At 42.2% G+C, this 23,796-nt stretch carries 30 protein-coding genes, 1 tRNA gene and 1 pseudogene; 16 read left to right on the top strand and 16 right to left on the bottom strand.

Going from position 1 to position 23,796, the window contains the following annotated elements:
- Window positions 1-4 precede the first annotated feature (4 nt).
- A complete protein-coding gene (locus MKP07_RS11180; RefSeq protein ID WP_240847267.1) occupies window positions 5-1,594 on the bottom strand; it encodes an ABC-F family ATP-binding cassette domain-containing protein in 1,590 nt (529 codons plus the stop codon).
- 311 nt (window positions 1,595-1,905) lie between these two features.
- Between MKP07_RS11180 and MKP07_RS11175 the strand changes: the two genes are divergently transcribed.
- Genes MKP07_RS11175 through MKP07_RS11165 form a run of 3 tightly spaced genes read left to right on the top strand, consistent with a single transcriptional unit; the run spans window position 1,906 to window position 3,500 of the window.
- Entirely contained in the window at window positions 1,906-2,244 is a 339-nt protein-coding gene (locus MKP07_RS11175) for a Rossmann-fold NAD(P)-binding domain-containing protein (protein ID WP_240847266.1), read from the top strand.
- A complete protein-coding gene (locus tag MKP07_RS11170) occupies window positions 2,130-2,813 on the top strand; it encodes an NAD(P)-dependent oxidoreductase (RefSeq protein WP_317235995.1) in 684 nt (227 codons plus the stop codon). The genes MKP07_RS11175 and MKP07_RS11170 overlap by 115 nt, the downstream gene beginning before the upstream one ends.
- 15 nt (window positions 2,814-2,828) lie before the next feature.
- A complete protein-coding gene (locus MKP07_RS11165) occupies window positions 2,829-3,500 on the top strand; it encodes a YceH family protein (protein WP_240847265.1) in 672 nt (223 codons plus the stop codon).
- 85 nt (window positions 3,501-3,585) lie between these two features.
- Here the strand turns inward: MKP07_RS11165 and MKP07_RS11160 are convergent, their stop codons facing one another.
- The 4 genes and pseudogenes from MKP07_RS11160 to MKP07_RS11145 all read right to left on the bottom strand — a co-directional run bounded on the left by MKP07_RS11160 (window position 3,586) and on the right by MKP07_RS11145 (window position 6,034).
- The gene (locus tag MKP07_RS11160; RefSeq protein WP_240847264.1) at window positions 3,586-4,182 is read right to left on the bottom strand and encodes an LURP-one-related/scramblase family protein; all 597 of its coding nucleotides are present in this window, start codon (window positions 4,180-4,182) and stop codon (window positions 3,586-3,588) included.
- Window positions 4,183-4,362: 180 nt separating this feature from the next.
- Window positions 4,363-5,444, bottom strand: a pseudogene (locus MKP07_RS11155) (glycoside hydrolase family 10 protein).
- A gap of 137 nt (window positions 5,445-5,581) precedes the next feature.
- A complete protein-coding gene (locus MKP07_RS11150; RefSeq protein WP_240847263.1) occupies window positions 5,582-5,755 on the bottom strand; it encodes a hypothetical protein in 174 nt (57 codons plus the stop codon).
- A 111-nt stretch (window positions 5,756-5,866) separates the two neighbouring features.
- Window positions 5,867-6,034 (bottom strand): hypothetical protein, encoded by a 168-nt coding sequence (locus tag MKP07_RS11145; protein ID WP_240847262.1) that lies wholly within the window; start codon window positions 6,032-6,034, stop codon window positions 5,867-5,869.
- 145 nt (window positions 6,035-6,179) lie between these two features.
- Between MKP07_RS11145 and MKP07_RS11140 the strand changes: the two genes are divergently transcribed.
- Window positions 6,180-7,076, top strand: a complete 897-nt coding sequence (locus MKP07_RS11140; RefSeq protein ID WP_240847261.1) for an aldo/keto reductase — start codon at window positions 6,180-6,182, stop codon at window positions 7,074-7,076.
- A 105-nt stretch (window positions 7,077-7,181) separates the two neighbouring features.
- A tRNA-Asn gene (locus MKP07_RS11135) sits at window positions 7,182-7,255 on the top strand.
- Window positions 7,256-7,276: 21 nt separating this feature from the next.
- Here MKP07_RS11135 and MKP07_RS11130 read toward each other — a convergent pair.
- The 9 genes from MKP07_RS11130 to MKP07_RS11090 form a co-directional block, all read right to left on the bottom strand.
- Entirely contained in the window at window positions 7,277-8,866 is a 1,590-nt protein-coding gene (locus tag MKP07_RS11130) for a recombinase family protein (RefSeq protein ID WP_240847260.1), read from the bottom strand.
- Window positions 8,867-9,000: 134 nt separating this feature from the next.
- On the bottom strand, window positions 9,001-9,351 hold the full coding sequence (locus MKP07_RS11125) for a hypothetical protein (protein ID WP_240847259.1): 351 nt from the start codon (window positions 9,349-9,351) through the stop codon (window positions 9,001-9,003).
- Window positions 9,352-10,034: 683 nt separating this feature from the next.
- Window positions 10,035-10,757, bottom strand: coding sequence for a relaxase/mobilization nuclease domain-containing protein (locus MKP07_RS11120; protein ID WP_394803560.1), 723 nt, complete (start codon window positions 10,755-10,757; stop codon window positions 10,035-10,037).
- Window positions 10,690-11,316, bottom strand: a complete 627-nt coding sequence (locus MKP07_RS11115) for a plasmid mobilization protein (protein ID WP_240847257.1) — start codon at window positions 11,314-11,316, stop codon at window positions 10,690-10,692. Before MKP07_RS11115 ends, MKP07_RS11120 begins: the two co-directional genes overlap by 68 nt.
- Window positions 11,317-11,424: 108 nt before the next feature.
- Window positions 11,425-11,703, bottom strand: a complete 279-nt coding sequence (locus tag MKP07_RS11110; RefSeq protein ID WP_240847256.1) for a hypothetical protein — start codon at window positions 11,701-11,703, stop codon at window positions 11,425-11,427.
- A gap of 109 nt (window positions 11,704-11,812) precedes the next feature.
- Window positions 11,813-12,355 carry a type IV secretory system conjugative DNA transfer family protein gene (locus tag MKP07_RS11105; RefSeq protein ID WP_240847255.1) on the bottom strand — a complete coding sequence of 181 codons (543 nt, stop codon included), beginning with the start codon at window positions 12,353-12,355 and terminating at the stop codon, window positions 11,813-11,815.
- Complete coding sequence (locus MKP07_RS11100) at window positions 12,336-13,487, bottom strand: type IV secretory system conjugative DNA transfer family protein (protein ID WP_240847254.1); 1,152 nt, start codon at window positions 13,485-13,487, stop codon at window positions 12,336-12,338. The genes MKP07_RS11105 and MKP07_RS11100 overlap by 20 nt, the downstream gene beginning before the upstream one ends.
- Window positions 13,488-13,609: 122 nt before the next feature.
- A complete protein-coding gene (locus MKP07_RS11095; protein WP_240847253.1) occupies window positions 13,610-13,813 on the bottom strand; it encodes a hypothetical protein in 204 nt (67 codons plus the stop codon).
- 210 nt (window positions 13,814-14,023) lie between these two features.
- Window positions 14,024-14,176, bottom strand: a complete 153-nt coding sequence (locus MKP07_RS11090) for a hypothetical protein (RefSeq protein ID WP_240847252.1) — start codon at window positions 14,174-14,176, stop codon at window positions 14,024-14,026.
- A gap of 305 nt (window positions 14,177-14,481) precedes the next feature.
- Here MKP07_RS11090 and MKP07_RS11085 point away from each other — a divergent pair, with 305 nt between their 5' ends.
- The 8 genes from MKP07_RS11085 (at window position 14,482) to MKP07_RS11055 (ending at window position 18,758) form a co-directional block, all read left to right on the top strand.
- The gene (locus MKP07_RS11085; RefSeq protein ID WP_240847251.1) at window positions 14,482-14,766 is read left to right on the top strand and encodes a hypothetical protein; all 285 of its coding nucleotides are present in this window, start codon (window positions 14,482-14,484) and stop codon (window positions 14,764-14,766) included.
- A 70-nt stretch (window positions 14,767-14,836) separates the two neighbouring features.
- Window positions 14,837-15,163, top strand: a complete 327-nt coding sequence (locus MKP07_RS11080; RefSeq protein WP_240847250.1) for a hypothetical protein — start codon at window positions 14,837-14,839, stop codon at window positions 15,161-15,163.
- Window positions 15,164-15,342: 179 nt separating this feature from the next.
- A complete protein-coding gene (locus MKP07_RS11075) occupies window positions 15,343-15,969 on the top strand; it encodes a hypothetical protein (protein WP_240847249.1) in 627 nt (208 codons plus the stop codon).
- Between the two features lie 218 nt (window positions 15,970-16,187).
- Window positions 16,188-16,484 (top strand): SprT-like domain-containing protein, encoded by a 297-nt coding sequence (locus MKP07_RS42400; RefSeq protein ID WP_394803647.1) that lies wholly within the window; start codon window positions 16,188-16,190, stop codon window positions 16,482-16,484.
- Window positions 16,484-16,801 (top strand): hypothetical protein, encoded by a 318-nt coding sequence (locus MKP07_RS11070; RefSeq protein WP_240847248.1) that lies wholly within the window; start codon window positions 16,484-16,486, stop codon window positions 16,799-16,801. The genes MKP07_RS42400 and MKP07_RS11070 overlap by 1 nt, the downstream gene beginning before the upstream one ends.
- Window positions 16,802-17,152: 351 nt before the next feature.
- Window positions 17,153-17,803, top strand: coding sequence for a recombinase family protein (locus MKP07_RS11065; RefSeq protein WP_240847247.1), 651 nt, complete (start codon window positions 17,153-17,155; stop codon window positions 17,801-17,803).
- 26 nt (window positions 17,804-17,829) lie between these two features.
- Window positions 17,830-18,042 (top strand): cupin domain-containing protein, encoded by a 213-nt coding sequence (locus tag MKP07_RS11060; protein WP_240847246.1) that lies wholly within the window; start codon window positions 17,830-17,832, stop codon window positions 18,040-18,042.
- A gap of 431 nt (window positions 18,043-18,473) precedes the next feature.
- Window positions 18,474-18,758 (top strand): hypothetical protein, encoded by a 285-nt coding sequence (locus MKP07_RS11055; protein ID WP_240847245.1) that lies wholly within the window; start codon window positions 18,474-18,476, stop codon window positions 18,756-18,758.
- A 171-nt stretch (window positions 18,759-18,929) separates the two neighbouring features.
- Here MKP07_RS11055 and MKP07_RS11050 read toward each other — a convergent pair whose 3' ends face one another.
- Window positions 18,930-19,850 (bottom strand): ArdC family protein, encoded by a 921-nt coding sequence (locus MKP07_RS11050; protein ID WP_240847244.1) that lies wholly within the window; start codon window positions 19,848-19,850, stop codon window positions 18,930-18,932.
- A gap of 344 nt (window positions 19,851-20,194) precedes the next feature.
- Between MKP07_RS11050 and mobF the strand changes: the two genes are divergently transcribed.
- The 3 genes from mobF (at window position 20,195) to MKP07_RS11035 (ending at window position 23,304) form a co-directional block, all read left to right on the top strand.
- Window positions 20,195-21,022 (top strand): MobF family relaxase, encoded by an 828-nt coding sequence (gene mobF, locus MKP07_RS11045; RefSeq protein ID WP_240847243.1) that lies wholly within the window; start codon window positions 20,195-20,197, stop codon window positions 21,020-21,022.
- A 220-nt stretch (window positions 21,023-21,242) separates the two neighbouring features.
- Complete coding sequence (locus MKP07_RS11040) at window positions 21,243-22,943, top strand: ATP-dependent DNA helicase (RefSeq protein WP_240850773.1); 1,701 nt, start codon at window positions 21,243-21,245, stop codon at window positions 22,941-22,943.
- Window positions 22,921-23,304 carry a hypothetical protein gene (locus MKP07_RS11035; RefSeq protein ID WP_240847242.1) on the top strand — a complete coding sequence of 128 codons (384 nt, stop codon included), beginning with the start codon at window positions 22,921-22,923 and terminating at the stop codon, window positions 23,302-23,304. The genes MKP07_RS11040 and MKP07_RS11035 overlap by 23 nt, the downstream gene beginning before the upstream one ends.
- Window positions 23,305-23,337: 33 nt before the next feature.
- Here the strand turns inward: MKP07_RS11035 and MKP07_RS11030 are convergent, their stop codons facing one another.
- Window positions 23,338-23,733 (bottom strand): DUF2958 domain-containing protein, encoded by a 396-nt coding sequence (locus MKP07_RS11030; protein WP_240847241.1) that lies wholly within the window; start codon window positions 23,731-23,733, stop codon window positions 23,338-23,340.
- Between the last annotated feature and the right edge of the window lie 63 nt (window positions 23,734-23,796).

Below are 23,796 nucleotides of genomic sequence, written 5' to 3'. Positions count from 1 at the left end.
CCGGCTATTTCAATTCTATAACTTTTGTAACGCCAACCTGTTCCAAAAAATACGCATCATGCGATACAACAATCAATGTTCCTTTGTAATGATTAACGGCATGGGTAAGCATTTCTATGTTTTGTATATCCAGGTTATTAGTGGGCTCATCCAATACGATCAGGTCGGGTGATTGATCAGCAATAGTTAAGCAACAAAGCAACAGGCGCATCCTCTCACCGCCACTTAAGGCAGCACAAGGTTTATCCCAGTCATCTTTGCCAAACAGGAACCAGTTCAGGCGTATTTTAATTTCATGCTCCTGTAGTAAGCCCGTATTAAACAGTTGCGCCTGCTCGTATACTTTCAGCTGGTTATTGATCAGCGAATACTCCTGGTCTATATAGACCGCATGATTAATGGCGCTATAAACCGGATGCTCACCAGCCTTCAAATTACCCAGCAAAATATTGATCAAAGTAGTTTTTCCCGATCCGTTGGATCCCTTTAACGCAATTCTTTCACCACTCGCAATAGAGAGCGGCAGGTTTTCTTTCCAGATATTGCCAGGGCCATAATTAAAATTGAGCCCTTCTGATTTAAATAAAAGCTTGCCTTTATGAAGATCAGAATCGTCAAAGCCCAGCTTCATTTTGTCCAGGTCGGGCACAGCCGACCTCAATCGTTGTAGCTCCTGCGATATACCACTGATTTTATCGGCATGTGCCGATTTCAATTTAGAAGTACTGTTCTCCGCCTGGTTGCGCAAAGTATTCATCATAATGCGGGCCACGCCGGCTTTCTCCTGCTTAGCTTTACCCCGGGCATCAAGTTTCTGCTGACGTTCCACCGTCTCCCGTTCTTTTTCCTTCGCCTTTCGCAAAGCCTTTTCTTTCCCCTGCAACTGGTCCTGAAACGCATTGTCGGCTATTTGCTTTTGCTCCTTATAAAAATCATAATTACCTCCATACACTGTTATGCCTTCGGCACTTAGCTCCAGCATGGTGTTAAGTAGGTTCAATAGCTTCCTGTCGTGACTTACAATGATCAGTGTCTTTGAAGTGTGGCTGATAAAATCATACAATTGATTTCGTCCTGCCAGATCCAGGTGATTGCCTGGCTCATCCATTAACACTAATTCGGGTTGATGAATATGGATTCCAGCCAGGAAGACTTTCATTTTCTGGCCGCCACTTAAAGTATGCATGACCTGGTTCATATTAAAACCGCTAAGCCCCCATTGTTCTAAGGCTTCATTGCAGCGCTCTTCTATCGTCCAGTCTTCGTTTAAAATATCCATATTGGCTTCGGATACGTTGCCCTGCAGAATTTGCTGCAAAGCCTGCAGTCTCTCATGCACTCCCAAAGCCTGTGCAATAGTGAGGTGATTGTACTGGCCGAATACCTGTGGTATATAGTAAGGATCCGCATCTGATTTGATTTCACCGGAAGCGGGTATTAACTGCCCGGCAATAATTTTTAACAAGGTAGATTTACCCGTTCCATTATTGCCAATTAATGCAACTTTCTCACCTTTCTGAAGAGAAAAATGGAGATGATTAAAAAGGGGATCTTTATTGGGATGTAAATAGGAAATGCTCTGAAGTATCAGCATGTCTCTTTCTTTTAGAAATTAAAAATGGATCAGCGCTCTTAACGCCAATGGCCTGTCTAAATCAAAAAAGAAATGGTATTACATGCTACAGATAATAATTTGCAGATGGCAAAGGTACAGTTTTTTCCTTATTATTGAAGCGCATACCGGGTATGAATGAATTAAAGACGATATCAGCTATTATAAGTAACATTACATCCCGACATATAATTCGTGCATTAGTGGCCATCTAAAATATTACAACATGAAAGTATTTATCACCAGGCAGATCCCCGAAATTGTATTCAATTAATAAAAAAGCAGGAAATGAAGTGACCATACACGACGAAACTCAACCTCTTCCCCAGCAGGAGCTGATTGCCCAATGCCTGCAACATGACGCATTGGTAAGCGCTGGCTTCAATAAGGTTGATGCACATTTCCTGGAAACCTGTAAACACCTGAAAGTCGTTTCGTTATTTTCTGTTGGATATGATAGTGTGGACATTGCAGCGGCTACCCGTTTAAAAATTCCTGTGGGCAATACACCGGATGTATTGAGCCGGGCTACTGCCGATATTGCTTTCCTGTTGATGCTGGCTGTGAGCCGCAAAGCATTCTTCAATTACAAAAAATACTGGACGGGAAATGGCAGGGCTTTGAGCCTGTAGCCCATTTAGGGCAGGAACTGTATGGCAAAACACTGGGTGTGTTTGGACTGGGCAATATTGGTTATGAAATGGCCATAAAATGTAAAGCAGCGTTTGGCATGAACATCATTTACCATAACCGCAAACCTAATGCAAAAGCGGAACAGGAGCTGGATGCGACCTACGTAAGCTTTGAAGAGCTACTGACCCAAAGTGATGTATTGACACTGCACGCCAATTTATCGGATACAACCAAGGGTATTTTTAATAAACAGGCGTTCAGTAAAATGAAGTCCAATGCCATATTCATCAACACCGGGCGTGGCGGACTGCATAATGAAACGGACCTGAAGGAAGCGCTTGATGCAGGTACTATTTGGGGCGCTGGTTTGGATGTGACCAATCCCGAGCCAATGGATAAGGACAATCCGCTACTCACTATGCCCAATGTATGCATATTACCCCATATAGGCTCAGCTACACAAGAAGCCCGTAATGGCATGGCTGTAATGGCAGCGAAGAATGTTATTGCAGGATTAAAAAACGAACCATTACCCACCATAGTAAACCCTGATGTTTATCACCAATAATGTATTTTTACGGCTATGAGTACAGAACTGACCCAACCAAAGCCTTTACCGGTTTTAGACAGTGAAGAGTTGCGTGTATTAGGCGCTTTGATGGAAAAATCCAAAACAACGCCGGAGTACTACCCCATGACCTTAAACGGGCTTACCGCCGCATGCAACCAAAAAACATCCCGCAACCCGGTGGTGAATTATGATGAGCAGATCGTAACCTTGATACTGGACCGCCTGAAACGTAAAGGACTGGCTGCTACGGTAACCGGAGGTGGCAGTCGTGTGATTAAATACCGCCATACTATTGCGTTGAATTATGAGTTTACGCCGGATGAATTGGCTGTACTTTGTTTATTATTTTTAAGAGGTCCTCTTACACCGGGTGAGATCAACAGTAGCTCGGGCAGATTATACGAATTTGACGACCTGGCCGAGGTTCAAACAGTAATTGAAAAATTATCATCGGGTGACCAACCCTATATGAAGCAACTGGAGCGGCAACCGGGCCAGAAAGAAGCCCGCTACATGCACTTATTTGGCGAGGTCAACATCCTGGATATTTATACAACTGAGAGCGCACCCGCGGCATCTTCTCCTACACAAACGAATCTTGAGGAACGGTTGAGTGCAGTAGAGCAAGATCTGGCCACATTAAAAGCTGATTTTGATAAACTGATGAAGGAGCTGATGGGGTGAGGAATGTTAATTAGTTAATTGGTTGACTTGTTAACTGGTTGATTAGTAAACAGGTATAAATATTGAACCTTCAACTTTGAATCTTTTAGCCCCTTCTTCTTTCCAAAAGGATCATCATCATTAATCCCAATGCAACGCGTTCTTCCTGGGCCGGGTTCATGGGCATGAGCTGATCCACATTAAAGCGGCGGCCCCAGAAAGATTTTTGCTTTTTGATCTGCGCTACTTTAGTACCATGATTATCATAAACCGAATAACCAGGGTTAAAAAAGTACCCGGAAAATAATCCTAAGAGTGGAATTTCGCTTAGAAATCCATCTGCCACTTTTACCCAGGCATTATCTTCTGATACATGAAACTCTTTTTGATCCTGGCCATCGAAAATTTCATAGGTCGCTTTCCACATGCTGCGCCATCCTTTTCGGCCGATACGACCTAAAGGTTGTCCGTCGTCGGTGGTCATTTTATAGCTGGTGCTCCAATCTATCCACTGATTCGCTTTTATATTAAACAATCTCTGCGATTTGGTATCATCTGAATACACATCTACATTATCTTTTAGCTTAAAGATCTTTTCCCGCACATAAGCTATGGTATTTCCATGGGCATCTATAGCCTGGAAATCGTTGGCAATGGTGGTAACTTTAAAAGTAAATTGTAAAGGATAGGCCAGGTTTCTCATTTCAAAAGGTTTAATTTTTCACGAATATAGATTCCCGGGTTAAGGGTGCCAAATTAGTTTAAGCACATTTTCTTGTTTAACAGAAAGATCATCTGCTTCCTCCTGTTGCGAGGTTCATTTACTTCACTAAGAATGTTGATATTTGTTATTCCCATTTTGGTCGTGGTGGTAGCCAGGGCATTACCGGCACTTTAGCCGGTACGCGATAATAATTATTCCTGAGTGAATCATTCCACCCCAGCGGATTATTTTTAAATATCTTACTGCTATAAAAAACACTGCCTTCAATACCGGGGTATAGCGGGCTATTTTTATCTGGTCGGGCAACTGGTTAGGATTTCTCCATGCCGCAGTGGTATTCGCTTCGGTGGCCCTGTAAATACCATGGCCTATATATACGTGCCGGCCAAAACTGTGGGCTGCCCACCAGTTCACCATTTTCTCATACGGTATAAGCCGATCATTAATTTCGCGATACAACTGAGGTGTTACATAGTCTACCCAGCCCTTACGCAACCATAGAAGGATGTCGGCATATAAATGATCATAGTTGGTCAAGCCGCCCTTACTATCGCTGCCCTGTGAGTCATCCGACAAATTGCGCCATACGCTAAAAGGGCTTATCCCAAACTTTACATAAGGCTTGGTAGCTTTTATAGCAATATTGATGTTTTTAATGATAGAGTCTACATTGCTTCTACGCCAGTCATTTTTGCTCAGTGTAGTACCGGAGCGCTGATATGCATAATCATCGGGAAAAGGCTTGCCTCCTACCGGGTAAGGATAAAAATAGTCATCCATGTGAATGGCATCTACGTCATAGCGCCGCACAATATCTCTAATTACATCTATTACAAAATTTTGTACCTGTATATTGGCCGGATTGAAATATTTGGTTGTTCCGTACGTCACAAACCAATCGGGATGTTTGCGCATAATATGATCGGGGGCAATGGACGATCTTCCAACTGTAAATTCTGCCCGATAAGGATTCAGCCAGGCATGAAACTCCATACCTCTCTTATGTGCCTCCTGTATCATAAAAGCCATAGGGTCATAAAATGGCACAGGCGCTTTTCCCTGCGTACCGGTTAGCCACTGGCTCCAGGGCTCGTACGGAGAAGGGTAAAAGCATCTCCTGCAGGGCGTACTTGCACCACCACCGCATTCATCCCATTGCGCTGATGCATATCCAGTTGCCTTATATAGTCTGCTTTTTGAGCTTCCACACTGGCATTTTGCGGCGGCCAGTCTATATTCATTACAGTAGCGATCCATACACCACGAAACTCATATTGCTGTGTCCACGCAGAATTAATTATACCAACACATAAGATAACCAATAACAGGGCTTTCAACTTTTGCATAGGCGCAAAAATAGCCCAACTTGCACTAATGGCTAGGCTTTGGTATGCATTTTATCTAACAGGTTACTCACGAGCGCAGCTTCTTCTTCGGTAAGATTAGCCAGGTATAAAGCTATTTTGTCATCAGTATCATCAAGCTGAGCGAGCAATTCCAACCCCTTTTCGGTTATACGTACTTCTACCAGGCGGCTATCCGTTTTACTCACTTTTTTGTAACGAGCTTCTTAAGTATCAACCGGTCCACGATCCTGCTGGTGTCGCTCATTTTATCGATCATGCGTTCCCGTATCTGTAAAGTAGAAAGCGGGGCGGGCTGACTACCCCAATATTCTCAATATATTGTATTGCTGCATGGTGAGATCATGCTCGCTAAAACGCTTTTTTAAAAAATTCTCCAGCCAGCGACTACTATGAATAATGTTGAACGCCAGCTTCTGATACGAACTTGCAAATTTGCTCTGTTTAATTTCTTCCTCAATGGTCATAGGGTGAGCATTAAATAATTAGAATCGTAGTAAATATATATAACTCCTACTAAATATAATCATTTTTAGCGGGCTACTCCATCATATTAGGCATATATTACGGCAGGTATTTTGTCCAAAAAACAAGTATTTAACATTCTTTATTATGAATTACAGATCCATTGGAAAATCAGGATTAAAAGTTTCCGAAATTGGGTTAGGCTGTATGTCTTTGCTAAAAACCTCCCGCGATGAGGCTGCAGATATCGTTCATACCGCTGTTGATGCAGGTATTAATTATTTTGACACTGCTGACTTGTACGATAAGGGTGCTAACGAGGAGTTGATAGGCGCATTATTGAAGCCGGTGCGAAATAAAGTAATACTGGCTACCAAGGTGGGCAATCAATGGAGGGCTGATGGCAGTGGTTGGGATTGGAACCCCACAAAAGCTTATATATTAAAAGCAGTGGATAAAAGTCTGCGTCGATTGCAAACCGACTATATCGACCTGTATCAACTGCACGGAGGTACTATCGAAGATCCTGTTGATGAAACGATCGAAGCTTTTGAGCAGTTAGTGCAGCAGGGTAAGATCAGGCAATATGGCATCAGTAGCATCCGGCCCAATGTGATCAGGACCTATGTTGAGAAATCTAATATCATTTCAGTAATGCTGCAGTACAGTATTTTAGATCGCAGACCGGAAGAAACTATACTAGACCTGTTACTTCCGAACGGTATAGGCGTTATGGTACGGGGCGCATTGGCTCAGGGACTTCTGGCAGGCAAAAAACCCAAAGAATACCTGGGTCATCCTCCTTCAACGGTACAGTTGGCTGCAGAAATTTTAACGGATAGAGTTGCTTCTACACAATCCATCCCTGCTGCATTAGCTACACAATATGTGTTAAGCCATCCTGCTGTTAGCAGTGTGGTTACTGGTATCAGCAACTTACAACAGCTGGAGGAAGCTATTGAGCTCCCACCTTCGCCCGATGCTGAATGGTTCGATCAGATCAGGGAGTTTATTCCCGCGAAACAGTATGAGGCCCACAGATAGGCGCTGGAAGAGGCAGCCAGGCTCTCGGAGTAAAAAAATTTCAAAAATTGTTGTTTAAAATAAAATTATCCCTATTTTTGCAACCCCGAAAGGGAAAACAGGTATTCCTCCTTAGCTCAGTTGGTTAGAGCATCTGACTGTTAATCAGAGGGTCGCTGGTTCAAGTCCAGCAGGGGGAGCATCAAAAGACATCCCACCATTTAGGTGGGATTTTTTATGCCTTCACCTTTAAAACTGTTTGATAGATAATCAGTTAGATAAAGAAAGCTGTTCACTTTTTTGGTTAGATATTCGTGATTTTTAGCGTCGTAGTAAATTCCCTCAGGAAACAGTGTTTTTTGAACCCTTCTCTTGCCTTCCAATTTGCTGGAATCCCATATCTGACTAAGTTTCGTGAGAACATCCATTGCTGACGATAGCAATTTTTCGAGGTTAGATAATTTAGGGCTTAGGGTATTCAATTCTTTGGTCACATTTCGTATTTCGTCATTCAAATGATTAAACGTTAGGTCATAGGTTTCCCTGTCAACCTCACCCAATCCGTGACGGATTTTCAGCGCCTTCAATTTCTTTTCCAGTTCAGCAAAGCGCGATGTTAAAGCATTCTCATTGGCAGAATTACCCTCATTATAATGATTAAATATTTTAGTGAGCTGTAATTTTACTAATGGCGCTATTTCGTGCGGAACACTGTACTTCTTCAAAAGTTCAATAAATAACTCATTAGCTCCAGTTCTTTTGGAGCGTATCGTCGTCATGGCATTAACGCTGACCCCATTACATTTAAGGCACCGATAATAATGAAGCTGTTTCTTCTTTACCAAATACCCAACCATGTGACTGCCGCAATCATTACATTTCAGCAGTCGATTAAGCGGCCTTGCCTCCTCCTCTTTGTTATGCTGGAAGCCCGAGATATTATTTTCCAGTACCTGTTGAACTTTAATAAAAGTCTCTTTGGTCGCTATAGGCTCCCAATTACCCTTTGCTGGCTCATCAAGCAGCCTGTTAATTATAATCCCGCAATAAAAAGGAGTACGCCACATACTGCTCAATTTCTGCTTACTAATGCTCAAACCTCTGGCAGATAATTTAGCGATAATTTGGGCGTCACTATAAAGACCGGAGGCTTTCCATTGCCAGGCTTCCTTCAAAAGCTCCCCATCCTTATTAATGACTATGCGTTGTTTGAAAGAGAAATATTTCTCATTCGTCACCTTGCGTCCATATCGATCATAACCAGTCGGACAATTACCTATCCATATTCCAGCCTTCAAAGAAGCGATCATGCTTGGAATTACTATCTCCTTTTTCTCCAAATTCTCTTTTGCGGCATGAAAAAGACTTTCGTAAATGGCAATCTTTCCTCTTTCCGTCATCGTTGTATGCCCACTGCAAACTTCAATCAGATGTACGCCTATATCTTCAACAAGTGTATTCACCAACCCGATTGCCGAGCCCCCGGTGCGAGAGAAACGGCTCATTTTGTAAACAAGGATGGCTATAGGCTTGCTCCTGCTTGATTTCACTTTTTCAATAAGGCGCGTAAATTCCTTCCTGGTAAAATCTGACTTGCCACTCTCATAAGTTCCTCCAAACTCTTCAGTAATATTGTAATTATTATCGGCAGCGTATTCTTTGTTAGCTTCCATCTGTCTATCAACCGACGAATTCTTGTCGTACTGGTCTTTTGAGCTAACACGGGTGTAAGACCAAACCGATAAATTCGGTTTTATCTTGGTCTCATCTTTTTTCGAAACAAAGCGGTGGAAGTAGTTAATGTCATTCATCACTAGGAAATTGGAGATTATAAATTGCAAGGGATAATTCGTAGACCAGCAAAGTTAACTCTAATTTCCTTTCTGATGAAAGTTGATGCGTCCATTCGAACGCATTCAACTCATCTTCCGTTAACATTAAATGTCTAGTCGTCTCGCTCACGGCCTTTTGTTAATTGTTTCTGTTTTTCTTTTCCCTGTCTCATGTATTCAAGGGTCTTATTCTTTACTTGTTGCTTTAACGCTTTCCTTTCGTTGTCATGAATGGCAAGCAGATACTTAGCTTTAAATCCGTTATCTCCCCAGGCTTCCTGCCATTGATCCCTGTCTTGCCGGACTCTCTCAAAAACACTCATCGGAATTTTTGCCTCATGATCCCCGAAGGCAGCATACATTTCTCTTTTGGCCTTATCTATTTTTTCCAGGGCGTCTTTTTTAAATTCCTCAAATTTTTCCCATTCTTTTTTATGTTTTTGCTCTAATTCTATCCAATCCATATCTTGTTACTTTAATGGTGATGTGAAATATTTTAAGATGTTTCAAAAGAAAGTAACTGCCTGTAATGACAATTCTTACAGTCGCCGCCTGTTCTATAGCAGAGGCGATGAATGCGGTTGTATGACGCGCCTGATGAAGCATATTCCGATAGCAAGAACGCTGATAAAAAATATTCAAATGCCGACTACAAATATTCAACTGAAAATGCCGACTATGCCTTTCTTGAGTATGAAATCTGCATGATCCTGGACAGATCGACACCAAACGCTGTGCAACGATCTTTTCAATTATACGATTTAGCACTTGCTTTGAATGTTAGCCCGACACTTATTATAAATGATCCGTCGTTGTCATTCGACGCTACAAGTCTCGCTCGTTTTCCCTAAACTCTTTGGCCTTTTGTAGCCGCTCGGCTTTGAGTTTATCTAACGCCTTCCGCTTTTCGATTGCCTTGCATTCTTCTTTAGTTAAAGGCTTGGCGGAATCATTTGCCGATAAGGAATTATCGGCGTGTACCAACGACTTTATACCCGAGCTTATTGAGATGGAATAATCTTTTTTGGCCATCACAGGTTTTATCGCCTCTATCTGCCTGAAATTATCATTGGCGATTTTCTTTAAAGCTTCCCGATTAATCGTCGCCTTTTCTTTTCCTTTTTCTTATCGGCCTGTTGTCTCTCCCTCACCTGGCTGATCGCTTCTTTTCTTTAACCAGCCTAGTATCTTTGAATCTTTCTCGCACATCTTTGGTTTTCACCTTATCCAACTGCTTCACCAAATCAAACGACCTGCCCGTTTCATCAATCACCATGTAAGGCCGTTGCGTTCCGGCGGATATAGCGTAACCTTTTTTAGAAACTGCAATAACAAATTCTTGTGCCGTATGTGTTTCATGCCAAAGCTTGGTCAACTCTTCTTTGATCAAGGGCCGATTGATATTTCGCTCAGGCGTTCTTTCCTGCTCAAACTCAACTTCCATGCGCTGCCGTGCCCTATCCTGGGCAAGTCGTGAAAAGCTGTTGGAGATCATGATGCCTTTTTCGTGATTATACCTCTCATAGGCAACGTGCATATGTAAGCGGTCATTTTTCATATGCATCACCATAATCCGTTTCTGGTTTGTAAATCCCGTTTCCTCTTCAAGTATCTCTGCCGCCCGAAGCCAATCCTCCCGTGTCATTCTCTTATCAGCGCCGATAGGGGGACAAATCTGTACATGGTATAATCCTTTGTCGCTTTTCGTAAGCTCGCTCGTAAGTGACATTTCCAGAAGTGACTTGCGTAAGTCATGAGAGTGTACCGTTCCACGTATGTCAAAGACAAAAACGTTGTCGTTATCAGCTTTCTTTAGCAGGTAGTTCGCTAATTGCGCCCCGTTCCCCCTTATCCCGCCGCGTGTCGTCATCTTGCAATACATTTATAATATTTTCGGACAATATGCTTACTCTCTCCATGACCTGTACGACGACTGACTCCTTTATTGTTATTGAATAAAAGCTTTTATCGTTCATAGCCTGGGCCATGTCATTACAGTCATCGCCGACTTCCTTTAACTTTAATAAAAATTCTGAAAGCACGTCCATACCCGGTTTGCGCGCCGTCTTCCCACAGAAAGGATCATTCAGGATTTTATCCGATAGAGTGCGAATGCCAGACAATGTTTGAATTAGAATATTTTTTACATCGTCCGTATAATATATTTTTTCGCCTACTACTTTGCGGATTTGATCGACGTTGCTGGCGATCTTACCTAAGTTCGCTGCCAAGGCGATCATAGCTTTTCCTGTCGGAGTAGCGACCACCCTAAGTGGCGGTATGTTAAAGGTGCGGAACAATACCCAGGCTGTAACAGTCATTCCCTCGTCTTTGGCCGTGGTAATGAAAAGTTCTTTCATTTCCGGTGTTACGCGAAGGTCAATCTTCGCAGACTTCTTTGCTTTCCCACTCTTATTTTCTTTTGTCATATTTTTTGCTTTTGAGGATGGGGGTCAAGCGGGGAAGGATTTCCTTCCCCTTGCAAGACCGGGTTTGTCAGGACAAACCACGTCTTGCGGGAACCCTCACTTTGTTAATTACATCTCCTTTTCGTCTTTGGAACGATCTCGGCTTTTTCCTTTTTTGTATTCTTGCAGTTCATCCCAATGTTTCTTGAAAAGTTCAGCCTCTTCTTTTTTGTACCGTTTATTATGGTCCTCTCTTTCTTGGGCGAAACGGTAAACCAATTTCGGATCATCGCTTTCCATTAGCCGATCATCTTGCCCTTTCAGGAGTTCCGACCAAGCTTTTTTACGTTGTTCTTTAAAGTCCGCCAATTCTTTAGTATGACGTCCCTTAATGTTATCTGCTGCCATAGAAAAATATTTTAAGGTTTGTAATAAGGATTAGGGTCATGCAGACCGTCGAGCGTCGGCATTTCGTAATAAGGTAGTTTCGGAAATACTTCGGGTGGGCGGTTTTCCACTATTGTAAATATCGATTCTGCACTTGCCCTGCGGATTTCATCTGAGTCGCAAGCGGTCTTGATGTGGTATTCGGCTTACCTTTCTCATCATAGGTGACGACGGTTTTTGTACCCATAAGCTTAGATAAATACTCCAATGAAAACACATCCGAGACTGATAAAAAATTACGTACTGCAGTATTGCTAATAAAAGTTTCCCATACTTCCCCGTATATGGATTTCAACTGTCCCAAATCCTGCACGATCGGCCACATGGTAATATTATATCCTGCATATGTGCTTAGAGCGGTCTTCATTTCTGGCAAGTAACCCAACGCCGCAAACTCATCTAATAAAAACGTAATACGTTTGTCATGATTTCTCACGGCACTACGCAAAGCGGTTGTCATGACAAGGCGTAGATACTGATAATGTGAATCCAGTTTATCGGGGGGATAATGACATACAGCGTTGTCTTGCCGTTGGTGATATTCTTTATATCGAAGTTGGAAGATGCCAGCGATTTTTGAAGCGCAATGCTTTTTAAAAATCCGTTTTCTCATGAGCAACCGCAAGAATGGACTGAAACATTTTTTCCGAAGTATGGATAATACTTACATACTCATTTCCCGTAGCCCTTACTATGGCGCTGTCGCTTACCACCATATCGGAAAGCAAATCTTCAAAACCGCCCTGACCTTCCATTGGCAATCGCAGCCACTCCCAGATTTTGGTCAGCGTTTGATTCGGTTTTGTTTCTGTCATTATCAGATGTAGGATCATCCCTGAAATCATCGAACGAGCCTTATTGTCCCAAAACGCCTCTCCTTTCTTTTCTTTGGGTACGATCATTTCCGCAATGATGCTGATGTCATCAATCAGGTTATCGGGGTTGGTTTGCCCGGTAATTAGATCAAGCGGATTATAAGTAGCGCCGTTATCCGTATAAAGTGCCCAAGGGTCTAAAATATATACGTTGTTACCGTTGTCTTGCTGAAAACGCGCTGAAATTTTAGTTATTTCTGATTTAACATCAATTATGAACCATGACCCCGTGTAGCCGCTAAGGCCTAAGAGATTCGGTATAATAAGATTGGTGCCTTTGCCGCCTCTTGTGCCGCCTAAAGTCAAAAAATGACCGTTACGTTTATAAGCGTAGATTCCGCCGCCGATATAAATTCCCTGCTGTCTTTCAAGATCGGCCAAGTCATTTTCATCCGCCCATTTAGCAGATCCGAAACGAGAGATTTCGTTGAGGTGATTGAGAATAGAAAGTTGCCAGCGTTTGAAGTAATAAAAAATGTAAGCTGACAGAATCAGATTGATAAGCAGAAATCCGAAAGTCGCCCAAACACCCACGTCTCCGCCCATCAATACATCCGTCAATTTTATCAGGATGACTACGGCCAGAGCCACCAATACCCAAACGATCACGATGCCGATAAACATGGCCGCCCAATAAATCGACTTCAAGTTTGTCAGTAATGGCTTCTCCTGGTTAGGAAGACCAAAGCGCGTATATGCTTTTTTGTACCCCATCAAAGCTCCGACCAAGGATATCGGGGTTAGCACCATTCCGATAATATATAGAAACACTTTAACAGGCGCTTCCGGTTGTCTAAGGTCTTTGAACAGGTCAAAGAGTTGCCACAGGCTCACATCTCGTGAACCCGCAGAAATTTTGTTATTCTGCATAAAAAATTATTATTGTTTTTAAATGTCTGTCTGATACAGAGCTGTGAGGATAAAAAATAACCCGCAAGCTTAGTCGCATTTTGTTTATGCGGATTATGTTGAAGTGGTGGATAGGTACCGCTCTATTCGAAATCGTTTCTTGGGAACCTTTTTCGTTTGAACTCCTGTAAGGCTGTATAGATATTCATCTCACCGTAAAAGTGGTCATCATTTATAATGACGTGATTAAGATTACAAACAATCATCTTGTCACCCATCAGCGTCATGTATATACGAGGTTTGGAAGAAGTCTTTACCCATCTGCCAATTTCATTGTACTTATTCATAAATGTCTTTTTTAAATTTATAAATTTTGTGATTCTTGAGCATGGCACGGCCACCAACCTCATACATGAGTGCTGACTGGTCATGACGACGATTAAATTTTGTTTGAAAAATTTCTTTCGGATCGAAAGGAGTGAAAAATAACCCGCAAGCGTAAACAGCGCTATCGACGGCTGCGGGTTATTAATAATACCTATTGTAAAACAGGGCGTCTATTTTCGATTAGCTAGACTCTTAGCTTGTTCGGCGGCTTTTCTCGCGCGATTGGCAGCTTCTTCAGCCTGCTTTTGGCGCGTTTTAGCTTCCTCTGCCTCACGCTTAGCCCTACGCGCTGCTTCTTCAGCAGCCTTGTTAAAATTACTCATGGCTTAAACTATTTAAACTTAAAAATGCTGTTTACTAAACTTTGCGGCCACAAAGTGCAAACCAGTAATAGGCTGTTCCGTTCGTAGCTACCGAAGATCACCGGAGTAGCTGTTCTGTGATTTGCAATACAAAGCTAATGACAGTTAACGCCTTAAATGCGTAAAAAAGTCACGGCACATCTCACGACAAAATGTGATAAAATCATACAGTTATGTGATTTTATCATAACAAGCATACTATTACCATAAATCTATTGACTCGGCACGGTCGGCGGTATATGTTAAGTCTACTTTCGGAGGCAAAAATGGCAAAACGTATAAGTGAAACGCTATCACCGTTAACGGTAAAAGACTGGCGCGAACGTCTGGGTGAAATTGACAACAATGCTACTTATTTTTATGGCTATTTAGATGGCACGGAACGTCCATTAAAAGTTGTAGAAACAATAGTAGAAAAAGCTCATTCATTCGATGAGTTGAAAAAGGACATCATGAATTTTGTTTATCAACAACAAGATTTTCTTGATGACGCCCAAAAACGATTAAGAGATGATCCCTATTTAAGAAAAATAGAACTTCGGCATCATTAAAGCTTAGTAATTTATCTTAAATAATGTATTTTGCTAATACCCCTGTTAATTTCAGAGGTATTTTTTTGATATGGATATCACTTCAATTGAATTACAACCGACAACAACTAGTGTTGAATTGATCTTATTTGAAAAGTTCGCTGACACAATCTATGTGTGGGAAACATACTTGGGGCTTGCTGCGAACAAAAAATACTATGAACGCTTTATACTTTACATTGGTAAGGAGATTGGTGAGGATATTGTCTCTGGTACATTAGAAAACAAGTTAAGTGCAGCTCGAAACGGCCATAAAAATCTTACCCTTGAAGAATGGAGATATTCGAAGTTTTGTAAAACTTTTGAAGCAATGTATAAAAACTCCCCTCAAAAGACCAAAACACCTACAAAGAACTAAAAAACTCGTTTGATATTTGGAAACGAGACATTGATATTCGCCATGGTATAATTCCTCCTTTAGAAAGCAAAGAGTCTATTAGTTTATTCAACTTTACCGCATCTGAGAATATTGAAAAAGAATTATACCTCTTATCAGATGAACTAAAACAAATTTATAAAAAACGCCCCGAATTAAAAATGCATATTACTGAAAGATGGGCACTTAAAGAATGGTTATATTCTATTAAAAGGAGACTTAAACATGAAAATAAAAGTGAGGAAGAGCGTCAATCAATACGAAAAAATGTAAGAAATTATTTTCACAATAAATGGTTTGTACTTTTTAGCATGAAAGATGAAAAAGTAATAGAACAAACAATGCATATGACTCTCAACACTTATGATGAGTCTATCAAAAATGTTGTAATGGGTCGTTTTGATTATATAGACAGTACATACAGTAAAAAAGAAATAGTAAGATATGCTGAATTTTTTTATTATATGGACTCAGGATTGTTATATATGTCTGATTTACCAGATTTTATGCACCGGTATAATAATGCTGTAGAAAAAACAGCATGGGGATATATTTTTAATATCGAATCACTTAATGACCTCTTTTCACCTAACAAAAAAGAATACAACAAGGGACATGTGTTTCATGGCTCATTAAATTCAGAGTTTAGTTGTTCTTTAGCTTTACTCTACCCAAATGGTACAATTGATAAATATGAGTATACCGAGTATGATCTCGAAGAGAATGATTTACCTTTTACAATACAGTCTTTTTCAAGGAGACAGAAAATAATTATCCAAAAGGATTAAACCATTCTCTCACACCAAAAATGATACTCTATATTCTTGCGGAGACTGAAAGGTTAGATTTGAATATTTAATCCGCCAAAGCTACTGCTTAGACAATATGTCTGTATGTGCAAATTCTTAAGTGTAAAAATAGTAACGCCGAAATGTTATCTTTCTAACGTACATTACAAATTAAGAATATGGCCATCACTAAGCAACAATTTAATACGCTATAAGACATCTTTGATTACTATAATCTAACGCTATTTGCCAACGAACTGCCGCCATGCCTTATCAATCTTTCACGTCGAAGAAATACTATGGGCTTTTTTGCTCCTGAACGTTGGGAGGATAAGAAAAACAAAATCGTCCATGAAATTTCTTTAAATCCGGATTTGTTGAAGCGAACGATTAAAGAATGGCACTCTACCCTTGTGCATGAGATGGCCCATCTTTGGCAAAGGGTTAATGGTACTGCATCGCCACATCGATACCACAACAGAATTTGGGGGATAAGATGGAAGCAATCGGGCTGATGCCATCGAACACAGGTCGCCCTGGCGGCAAGAGAACGGGACGGGCAATGTTGGATTACATCATAAAAGGTGGTTTGTTCGAAGCCTCATTTAAAGAAATTAAACAAAACAACGACATTGATGCAAAACTCCCCTACTTACCCAATGCTAAATTATTAAATTGGTTTGCCAACGGCGGACAAAACTCAAAAGGGTTGTCAGGTGTAAAAATTACATATAATTGTTATTGCCGCTATCGCGTATGGGGTAAATGCGGGCTTAAAATAAAATGCGTAGAATGCGGTGAGCTTTTTCTGCCGATGAAGAAGAGCAAATAAATTTCACGGTCAGTCTAAATCAAACGAATCTTTTAATTCCACATTCAAAGCTGCACGAAGAATAAGTGCCGTTTTAAAGCAATGTTCGTTCTTACAATATCTTTTTACATTTTATTTGGTTTTAGACAAAACAATTTGTTCGTTCATGGAACTTGTACCATGAACGAACACTTAGCAGCTAATTTCAATGAACTTTCGAAAGTGACGAAAGCGCCAAAAGCCTTGTGCTATGGCGTTTTTATTCTGTCCCCCAATACAAAAACACTAATTATTCTCTTCAACTGTTCGAAGTTAATACAAGCTTCATTAGCGAACGGTATAATGATTTTCACGGGAGAAAACCTGTAGAAAATGAAAAAAGCAATCGCCCATTTCCGAGTGTCGTCACGCCGCCAGCGCAAAAGTGGTTTAGGTCTGGCTGCACAACGCAGAGAGGTATACGAGTTCGCTGCTCGGCATAAGTTTAAGATAGTAGCAGAGTTCATCGAAAGAAAATCCGGTCTTTCCCGTAACCGTCCGGTCATTGATGAATGCCTTGCTGAATGCAAAAGACTGAATGCAACATTGCTTATTTCTCGCGTGGACAGGCTGTCACGTCGGCTTTTATTTACGGCGACACTGATGGAAGCCGGAGTGCCGTTTATTGCGATAGACAAACCCTACGCAGATGAATACGAACTCCATATAGAAGCGGCTAACGCGCAACGGGAGTCTCGCTTGATTAGTAAAAGAACCAAAGCTGCGTTACATGAGGCCAAACGGCGGGGCGTTAAACTGGGTACTTCAATATGGAGTGTTCTGGATAAGCGGCGCAAAGATTATGAACGTTTCGCCAAAAAAATGAACCCGATTGTTTTAAAACTTCGAGCTAAAGGATTTAAAAGTATACGCGCATTAACAGATGTTTTAAACGAACGGCACATCAAAACCTTTACGGGTGGCAATACCAAATGGCATTTAAGTACGGTGCATACTCTTCTAAAACAGATAAACAGGATTTAATAACTAACAATCAAAATACAAAAGCTATGGCAAAGATCATTCTTGAACCTAACGAAGTTTTCGAACATTTTCACAGTGAAGCAAGTACTACTACTTTATTATCAGGTAGCGCCCATTACAGTACCGACGAGGTGGAACAGGAGCTACAATTGAACGAAGTAGTCTTGACACCTGCCAATAAGTCTCATATTCTCACTAACATAGGTACGATAGACTGTATCATAGGATGTAGTCACTAAAATGTTTGAGAGCTTAAAATTAAACGGCTAACTACCCTCAACCGGGATTTTACAAAACCAAGACCACAACAACAAATGTGGTCTTTTGATTTATTACACGTTTCCCTAATTATACTTACCGCAGTTTTTTTCGTTCTTACTTTGTATGCGATTGTACAAGAAAATCTTTTGTTATTTGATATTGAACCCTCAAAAATTATATCCTTAAAAATTCTCGATACTTCTTCTGCCGCATCATTGTTTGTTACCCTTGTCGGTGCGATGCTTGTACGACATCAGTTTGTTTTGGGGCTTCGCCCACGATTAGGTATAAATCAGCTATCACAATAAAGGAAACCGCTGGCAAAAACAAAGAATCCTGCGAAGTTTGGCAGGTATATATCCGAAACGTTGGTCTTGGCGCAGCTATTATCAGCAACCTTGAGTTCAGGATGGGAGTGTCATCACTTGTTGACTGCCCATTTATTCTTAATCAAGATGCAGTAATCAAAGAACTCGAAAAAATCGAATTGGTACATAAAGAGGATTATTGGTTTGAAAACGTTTCCAACGGTTTTACTTTATCACATGGTGAAAACTGCATCCTTTTCGAAATCAAAATCGAACATAAAGATAAGCTCAAACAGCTTGACGCGCTCGTATCGTTTAGAGGCTTTTTAGGGGATCGCTACAATAGAGAAATATTCTTTATTCCGCGACATATTAATAAAGATTAGCCATTATAGCTACCCTTAGTTAATATGCCCCCTGGAGCTCCATTTTAACTATAAACTGAGCCGACATACGCCTAAGCTGTGCTTAGGGAAGATGTCTTATTTGTAAAACACGCTGTCGGCTTACCAAGCTATAAGAGAAAAGCCCTGACCGAAGCCAGGGCTTAACCATTATTAATTGGGCTGTAGCGTCTGTAAGTATTCTACGGCTTTTGAGGCTTCGGAAGCGGCAGTGATAATGTACTTTTTGTTATCCTTTAGGACTTTCAACCAACTGGCGATATAGCTGGCTTGGTCGCCTTTTTCGACGTTATTGATCTTAAACTCGGCGCAAAGGAAAGCCGCTCCAAGCTCGGCAACCAATTCTTCTGCGGCGTAGTTCTGGTCGCCGAATTTTTTACCGCCTTCCCGCTTCATACGGGCCTTGCTGCCTGTCCAGTGCGTAAGCTCGTGTAACAACGTTGAGTAATACCCTTCCGTTGCTGTAGCGGTTTCCGTGTCCTTGAAAGTATGTCCATAAGGCATAAGGATTTTGTCTTGGGAAGGAATATAGCAAGGAGTGGTACCTTTATGTTCGATATCAGCCTTGGTGTTGAAAACGAACTCTTCGACACGATCCAAGCGATCAACCAAAGAGATTTGATTGATGTTCTCCGGCTGTTGTTCGTCAGGCGTGTAACTGGAAAGCTGACATCGGTTGAAGACGACGGACGATTTCAGAAAAGGGATTTTTTCGATTTTTCCATCTACCTCCTTTTCAAGGGTATCGTAGTAAACGATTAGGCTTCCCTTTTCGCCTTTGCGAACGGATTCCTTCTTGGCTTGCCATTGCTTGAAACTACCCCATTCGTTTGATGAGTATTGTTTGTCGAACATGGAACACCAAAGCAGGACGATATTGATACCTCTGTATTTCTTACCTGTACTGAAATTAGCGGGAATGTCGAATAGTCGGGTATTACCGCCTTTCCAACTTTGCTGCCAGGGAACTACGCCTGTTTCCAATTGCTGAACAATTGTATCGGTAACTTGTTGGTGCAGATCGCGGCGTTTGAATGTTTGTGGTTGTTCTTGTTGAGTGAGGACTTGCGTCATGTATTTTTTCTCCTGTATGAGTGGCTGGTTACAGGGGATCGACAACCGAAGAACTAGTGACCAAACCAAGTCTAATTTTGGATGGGCGGGTGAATACGTCGCAGACGTAGAGGAAAATTATGCTTGGAGACGGGAGCGGCTTCGGTTAATCACCTGTACGCCGACCATGACACGACTGATAGCAGGAGACCGCCAATACATGACCTGATCCATCACAAACCATCTGGCACCAACGGCACGATAAGGTGAATAAGCCAAACTTCGATCAGATGGATTGTAATGGACACGGACGGATTGTTTTGAAACCGACATAAAGGTTTTGATAAGCAATCGGCATGATCCGTATGTACCAATGCAAATCGGCAGCCCAGGCCAAAAACTACTTCAAGGACGAGCTTATACCGGAGTTTCCAAATGGTCGCACAAACTACTATGTGAACGATCAGGAACTTCCCGGGTCGTTTCATGGCAGGCTGAAAACACGTTTGGGCCTAAAAGATGACATGACAAGTAAAGCCTTTCATTTGCTTTGCGACAATCGCCATCCTGTAACAGGCAAGCCCCTTACGCCGCGTACAAAACAAAATCGTACTATCGCATACGATCTCAATTTCCACGCGCCGAAATCAGTATCAGTTTTAAACGTACTTTCAAAAAATTCGCATATCATAGATGCTTTCCGCGACAGCGTACATGACACCATGTTGCGCATCGAAGCAGATGCTAAAACACGCTTGCGGAAAAAGGGGCAAGACTGTGATACTCCGACGGGGCAATTGCTTTGGGGTGAGTTTGTGCACCAAAGCGCAAGGCCCGTTAAAAATTCACTGAGCGATCCTCACTTGCATATCCATTGTGTTGTCATGAACCAGACCTGGTGCGCCATTGATCGGCAATTTAAAGCCGGACAGTTTCGCGATATTCAAAGAGATATGCCGTATTATCAAGCGCTGTTTCACAAGACCCTGTCTGATCGCTTGATTAAATTAGGTTATGCCGTTCGTACCACTAAAAACGCCTTCGAAGTGGTCGGTGTACCTGAACAGGTGATAAGGCTATTTTCAAAACGTACTGACGAACTCGGTCAACTTGCCAAAGACTATAAAATCACTAATGCCAATGACCTGGATACGTTAGGTACTCGCTATCGTCAGAAAAAGCAAAAGACGTAACGCTTACGGAATTAAAGCGTAACTGGCGAAAGCAGATTGAAGATGCCGGAATGAAAGACGGCATCGGCTCGGACGCCCCCATTCGTCATGCTCCTAGATCAGCACCTGCTAACATGGTTGCTGAGGATTGTATTGACTACGCATTAAAACTAGGTTTTGAACGCGCGTCCGTCATGCAGGATCGACGAATATTGAAACTGCCTTTCGCTTCGCCTTGGGGATGGATCATATCGCCATCAGCGATATTGAAAAGTCCTTCAAAGCGGATAAGCGAATTCTAAGGATTAAAGACAAGCATAAAATCGTTTGCACGACACAAGAAGCACTGGCCGAAGAAAAATCCATGGTAGCTCTCGCTTGTCATGGCAAGGGTGCGCTTATGCCGCTTTATCGTCATACACCTAAGCTTGGTTCAAAAGGACAACAGGCCGAAGCCATATCTCATGTACTGACAACTTCGGATCGAGTTTCTATTATTTCAGGTCGCGCGGGAACGGGTAAAACCACACTTATGAAAGAAGCCGTCAGTATGATACTCAATAAAGGCAAGCGCGTCTTTGTTGTAGCCCCCACCGCGCAAGCTTCCCGTGGCGTACTGCGGGATGAAGGGTTTAGCGATGCCGAAACCGTGGCAAAACTTCTTGCGTCATCATCTTTGCAAAAACAACTGAAAAGACAAGTGCTGTGGGTTGACGAAGCTGGATTGCTTGGCACGAAAGACATGACGGCCCTGCTTCGGATTGTTACGGAACAAGATGCGCGTCTGATCTTAAGTGGTGACACGCGTCAACACGCCAGTGTCATAAGAGGTGATGCTCTGCGTATTCTCAATACTGTGGCAGGGATAAAGTCGGCCCAGGTAAATCGCGTATACCGCCAAACCTGTGAAAACTACCGCAAAGCCGTCGAAGCAATCTCACGCGGTCAAATTAAGGATGGTTTTGACCGCCTTGCCGTTATGGGTGCCGTTCAAAGCATTGAGGCGGATAAATTAGCTGACACACTTGCAGATGATTATATGCAAGCCTTACAAGCCGGCAAGACGGTTCTTGCGGTATCACCTACTCACGACCAAGGCCGAGCGGTCACTTTTGCCATACGTGAACGCCTGAAAGAATCCGGCAAGCTCAACGGCTGTGATAAAACCGTACAACGCCTGATCAATTGCAATCTTACCCATGCGGAAAAACAGGACATCCGTAACATACGTATTGGCGCAATCATCCAGTTCAACCAGAACCAGGCGCAGATCAAACGTGGTAGCCGTTGGGAAGTAACGGGTACAAAAAACAAAGCTCTTATCTTGCGGAACGATCAAGGAGAGATAGAAGAGTTTTGTTGTGAAAAGAAAAATAACGCCTTCGATGTCTTCCGTACTGAAAATCTACCTCTTGCCGAAGGGGATCAGATTGTCATTACAAGAAACGGTAAGGATCAAGACAGGAAACGCCTTAATAACGGCCAAACTTTTACCGTCAAACGATTTGATAAAAATGGCAGCATAATCGTCACTAACACGTCTAGTAAAGTATCATACAAGCTGGCGGAAAATTTCGGCCATTTCAATCATGCCTATTGTGTTACATCTCATTCGTCACAAGGAAAAACCTGTGATGCGGTCTTTATCGCCCAACCTTCAGCCACCTTTGCCGCAAGTGATATGAAACAATTTTACGTCTCCGTGTCTCGCGGCCGTGAGGCAGTACGAATATATACCGATGATGTTCAATCACTGTTGGATCAGGTCAGTCATGACGGCGACCGCCTTAGTGCCATAGAGCTTACCCACTCGTTAAAAGATGGCCGTCCTCATGCCCATATCCGTCGCAAACGTCATGCAGCCACTATAGTCAACACAATATCCGAAAGCCCCGTCTCTCAACCCAGGATCAAGCACTATGAGCCGAAACTCACCCTTTGATGACATCCTACGGGAAATTAAGGAAAGTGACCCCACGGGTCAACCTACCCCTGTAGAAAACAGCTTTCATGCCCCGCATAATATCACCAAAAAGCTTGTCATTATTTGGGAAGACGGGCGGAAAGCAAGTTTTGTTTATCCAGACTTGCAAGCTTCAATATTAGATACACGCAGCGAACCCAACTCGCTCGTTCTTCATTTCGTATCGTTTAAAATGACCCTGAAAGGTTATCGGTTCGACTTGCTTTTTAACAGGTTCCTTGCTGACGAACCTTACATCATAGCTGTCGTTTCGGAACGTTATAAGTCTATTGAAACCAACGATCAGTTTATAGTAACCCAGGCTAACGTAGAGCCATAAAAAACGCCCCGATTAAGGGGCGCTTCTAATTACTTAAGGCGACGGGTCAGGTGTAGGCTCCGTTTTTACAAAACGCTTCACCTCTTCGGAATCTATAGTGATGGCCCCAATAGATCGAGCTGCATCGGCATAAACGCTAATCGGGTACTCACCTTTAAAAAAGACATCTTGCATAACTGGAAACGGTACAGTTTTTACTGATCTAACCTCGTCGAGGTCAACATAACCAAGTTCAGGAAATCCTTGACCCAGGTCACACAAGCCAAAAGCTATATTTGGCTCTTCGGGGTTAAGCTCGGTCAATAGCCATTCGCAACCTGTGAAAAGTATATGTAACCTTACGACGGGATAGTGATCTTTCGAGTAGTTTTCAGGCATACCGTTAGAAATTTGCTGTCGATATTGTTCAGGGGTAAATAAATCGGTCATCTTATTTCCTTTCGTTGGGGTTGACGATGACGGGAAATGCAGGCACGAATTTAAGCGACCGTC

The organism is Paraniabella hibiscisoli (assembly GCF_022512515.1).
Lineage (GTDB): Bacteria > Bacteroidota > Bacteroidia > Chitinophagales > Chitinophagaceae > Niabella > Niabella hibiscisoli.
Note: the sequence above shows the minus strand (reverse complement) of the source record. Positions and strands in the feature narration are given on the sequence as shown.

Bases quoted from the DNA above. Each gene is read 5' to 3' on its own strand.
- MKP07_RS11060 (WP_240847246.1), top strand. From the start codon at position 17,830: ATGGCAAAGATCATTCTTGAACCTAACGAAGTTTTCGAACATTTTCAC.
- MKP07_RS11065 (WP_240847247.1), top strand. From the start codon at position 17,153: ATGAAAAAAGCAATCGCCCATTTCCGAGTGTCGTCACGCCGCCAGCGC.
- MKP07_RS11165 (WP_240847265.1), top strand. From the start codon at position 2,829: ATGAGTACAGAACTGACCCAACCAAAGCCTTTACCGGTTTTAGACAGT.
- MKP07_RS11145 (WP_240847262.1), bottom strand. From the start codon at position 6,034: ATGACCATTGAGGAAGAAATTAAACAGAGCAAATTTGCAAGTTCGTAT.
- MKP07_RS11095 (WP_240847253.1), bottom strand. From the start codon at position 13,813: ATGAATAAGTACAATGAAATTGGCAGATGGGTAAAGACTTCTTCCAAA.
- MKP07_RS11080 (WP_240847250.1), top strand. From the start codon at position 14,837: ATGGATATCACTTCAATTGAATTACAACCGACAACAACTAGTGTTGAA.
- MKP07_RS11050 (WP_240847244.1), bottom strand. From the start codon at position 19,850: ATGACGCAAGTCCTCACTCAACAAGAACAACCACAAACATTCAAACGC.
- MKP07_RS11110 (WP_240847256.1), bottom strand. From the start codon at position 11,703: ATGGCAGCAGATAACATTAAGGGACGTCATACTAAAGAATTGGCGGAC.
- MKP07_RS11160 (WP_240847264.1), bottom strand. From the start codon at position 4,182: ATGAGAAACCTGGCCTATCCTTTACAATTTACTTTTAAAGTTACCACC.
- MKP07_RS11105 (WP_240847255.1), bottom strand. From the start codon at position 12,355: ATGAGAAAACGGATTTTTAAAAAGCATTGCGCTTCAAAAATCGCTGGC.
- MKP07_RS11040 (WP_240850773.1), top strand. From the start codon at position 21,243: ATGGATCATATCGCCATCAGCGATATTGAAAAGTCCTTCAAAGCGGAT.
- MKP07_RS11055 (WP_240847245.1), top strand. From the start codon at position 18,474: ATGGGAGTGTCATCACTTGTTGACTGCCCATTTATTCTTAATCAAGAT.
- MKP07_RS11140 (WP_240847261.1), top strand. From the start codon at position 6,180: ATGAATTACAGATCCATTGGAAAATCAGGATTAAAAGTTTCCGAAATT.
- MKP07_RS11115 (WP_240847257.1), bottom strand. From the start codon at position 11,316: ATGACAAAAGAAAATAAGAGTGGGAAAGCAAAGAAGTCTGCGAAGATT.
- MKP07_RS11030 (WP_240847241.1), bottom strand. From the start codon at position 23,733: ATGACCGATTTATTTACCCCTGAACAATATCGACAGCAAATTTCTAAC.
- mobF (WP_240847243.1), top strand. From the start codon at position 20,195: ATGTACCAATGCAAATCGGCAGCCCAGGCCAAAAACTACTTCAAGGAC.
- MKP07_RS11085 (WP_240847251.1), top strand. From the start codon at position 14,482: ATGGCAAAACGTATAAGTGAAACGCTATCACCGTTAACGGTAAAAGAC.
- MKP07_RS11090 (WP_240847252.1), bottom strand. From the start codon at position 14,176: ATGAGTAATTTTAACAAGGCTGCTGAAGAAGCAGCGCGTAGGGCTAAG.
- MKP07_RS11100 (WP_240847254.1), bottom strand. From the start codon at position 13,487: ATGCAGAATAACAAAATTTCTGCGGGTTCACGAGATGTGAGCCTGTGG.
- MKP07_RS11130 (WP_240847260.1), bottom strand. From the start codon at position 8,866: ATGAATGACATTAACTACTTCCACCGCTTTGTTTCGAAAAAAGATGAG.
- MKP07_RS11070 (WP_240847248.1), top strand. From the start codon at position 16,484: ATGCCATCGAACACAGGTCGCCCTGGCGGCAAGAGAACGGGACGGGCA.
- MKP07_RS11075 (WP_240847249.1), top strand. From the start codon at position 15,343: ATGCATATTACTGAAAGATGGGCACTTAAAGAATGGTTATATTCTATT.
- MKP07_RS11125 (WP_240847259.1), bottom strand. From the start codon at position 9,351: ATGGATTGGATAGAATTAGAGCAAAAACATAAAAAAGAATGGGAAAAA.
- MKP07_RS11180 (WP_240847267.1), bottom strand. From the start codon at position 1,594: ATGCTGATACTTCAGAGCATTTCCTATTTACATCCCAATAAAGATCCC.
- MKP07_RS11035 (WP_240847242.1), top strand. From the start codon at position 22,921: ATGAGCCGAAACTCACCCTTTGATGACATCCTACGGGAAATTAAGGAA.
- MKP07_RS11120 (WP_394803560.1), bottom strand. From the start codon at position 10,757: ATGACGACACGCGGCGGGATAAGGGGGAACGGGGCGCAATTAGCGAAC.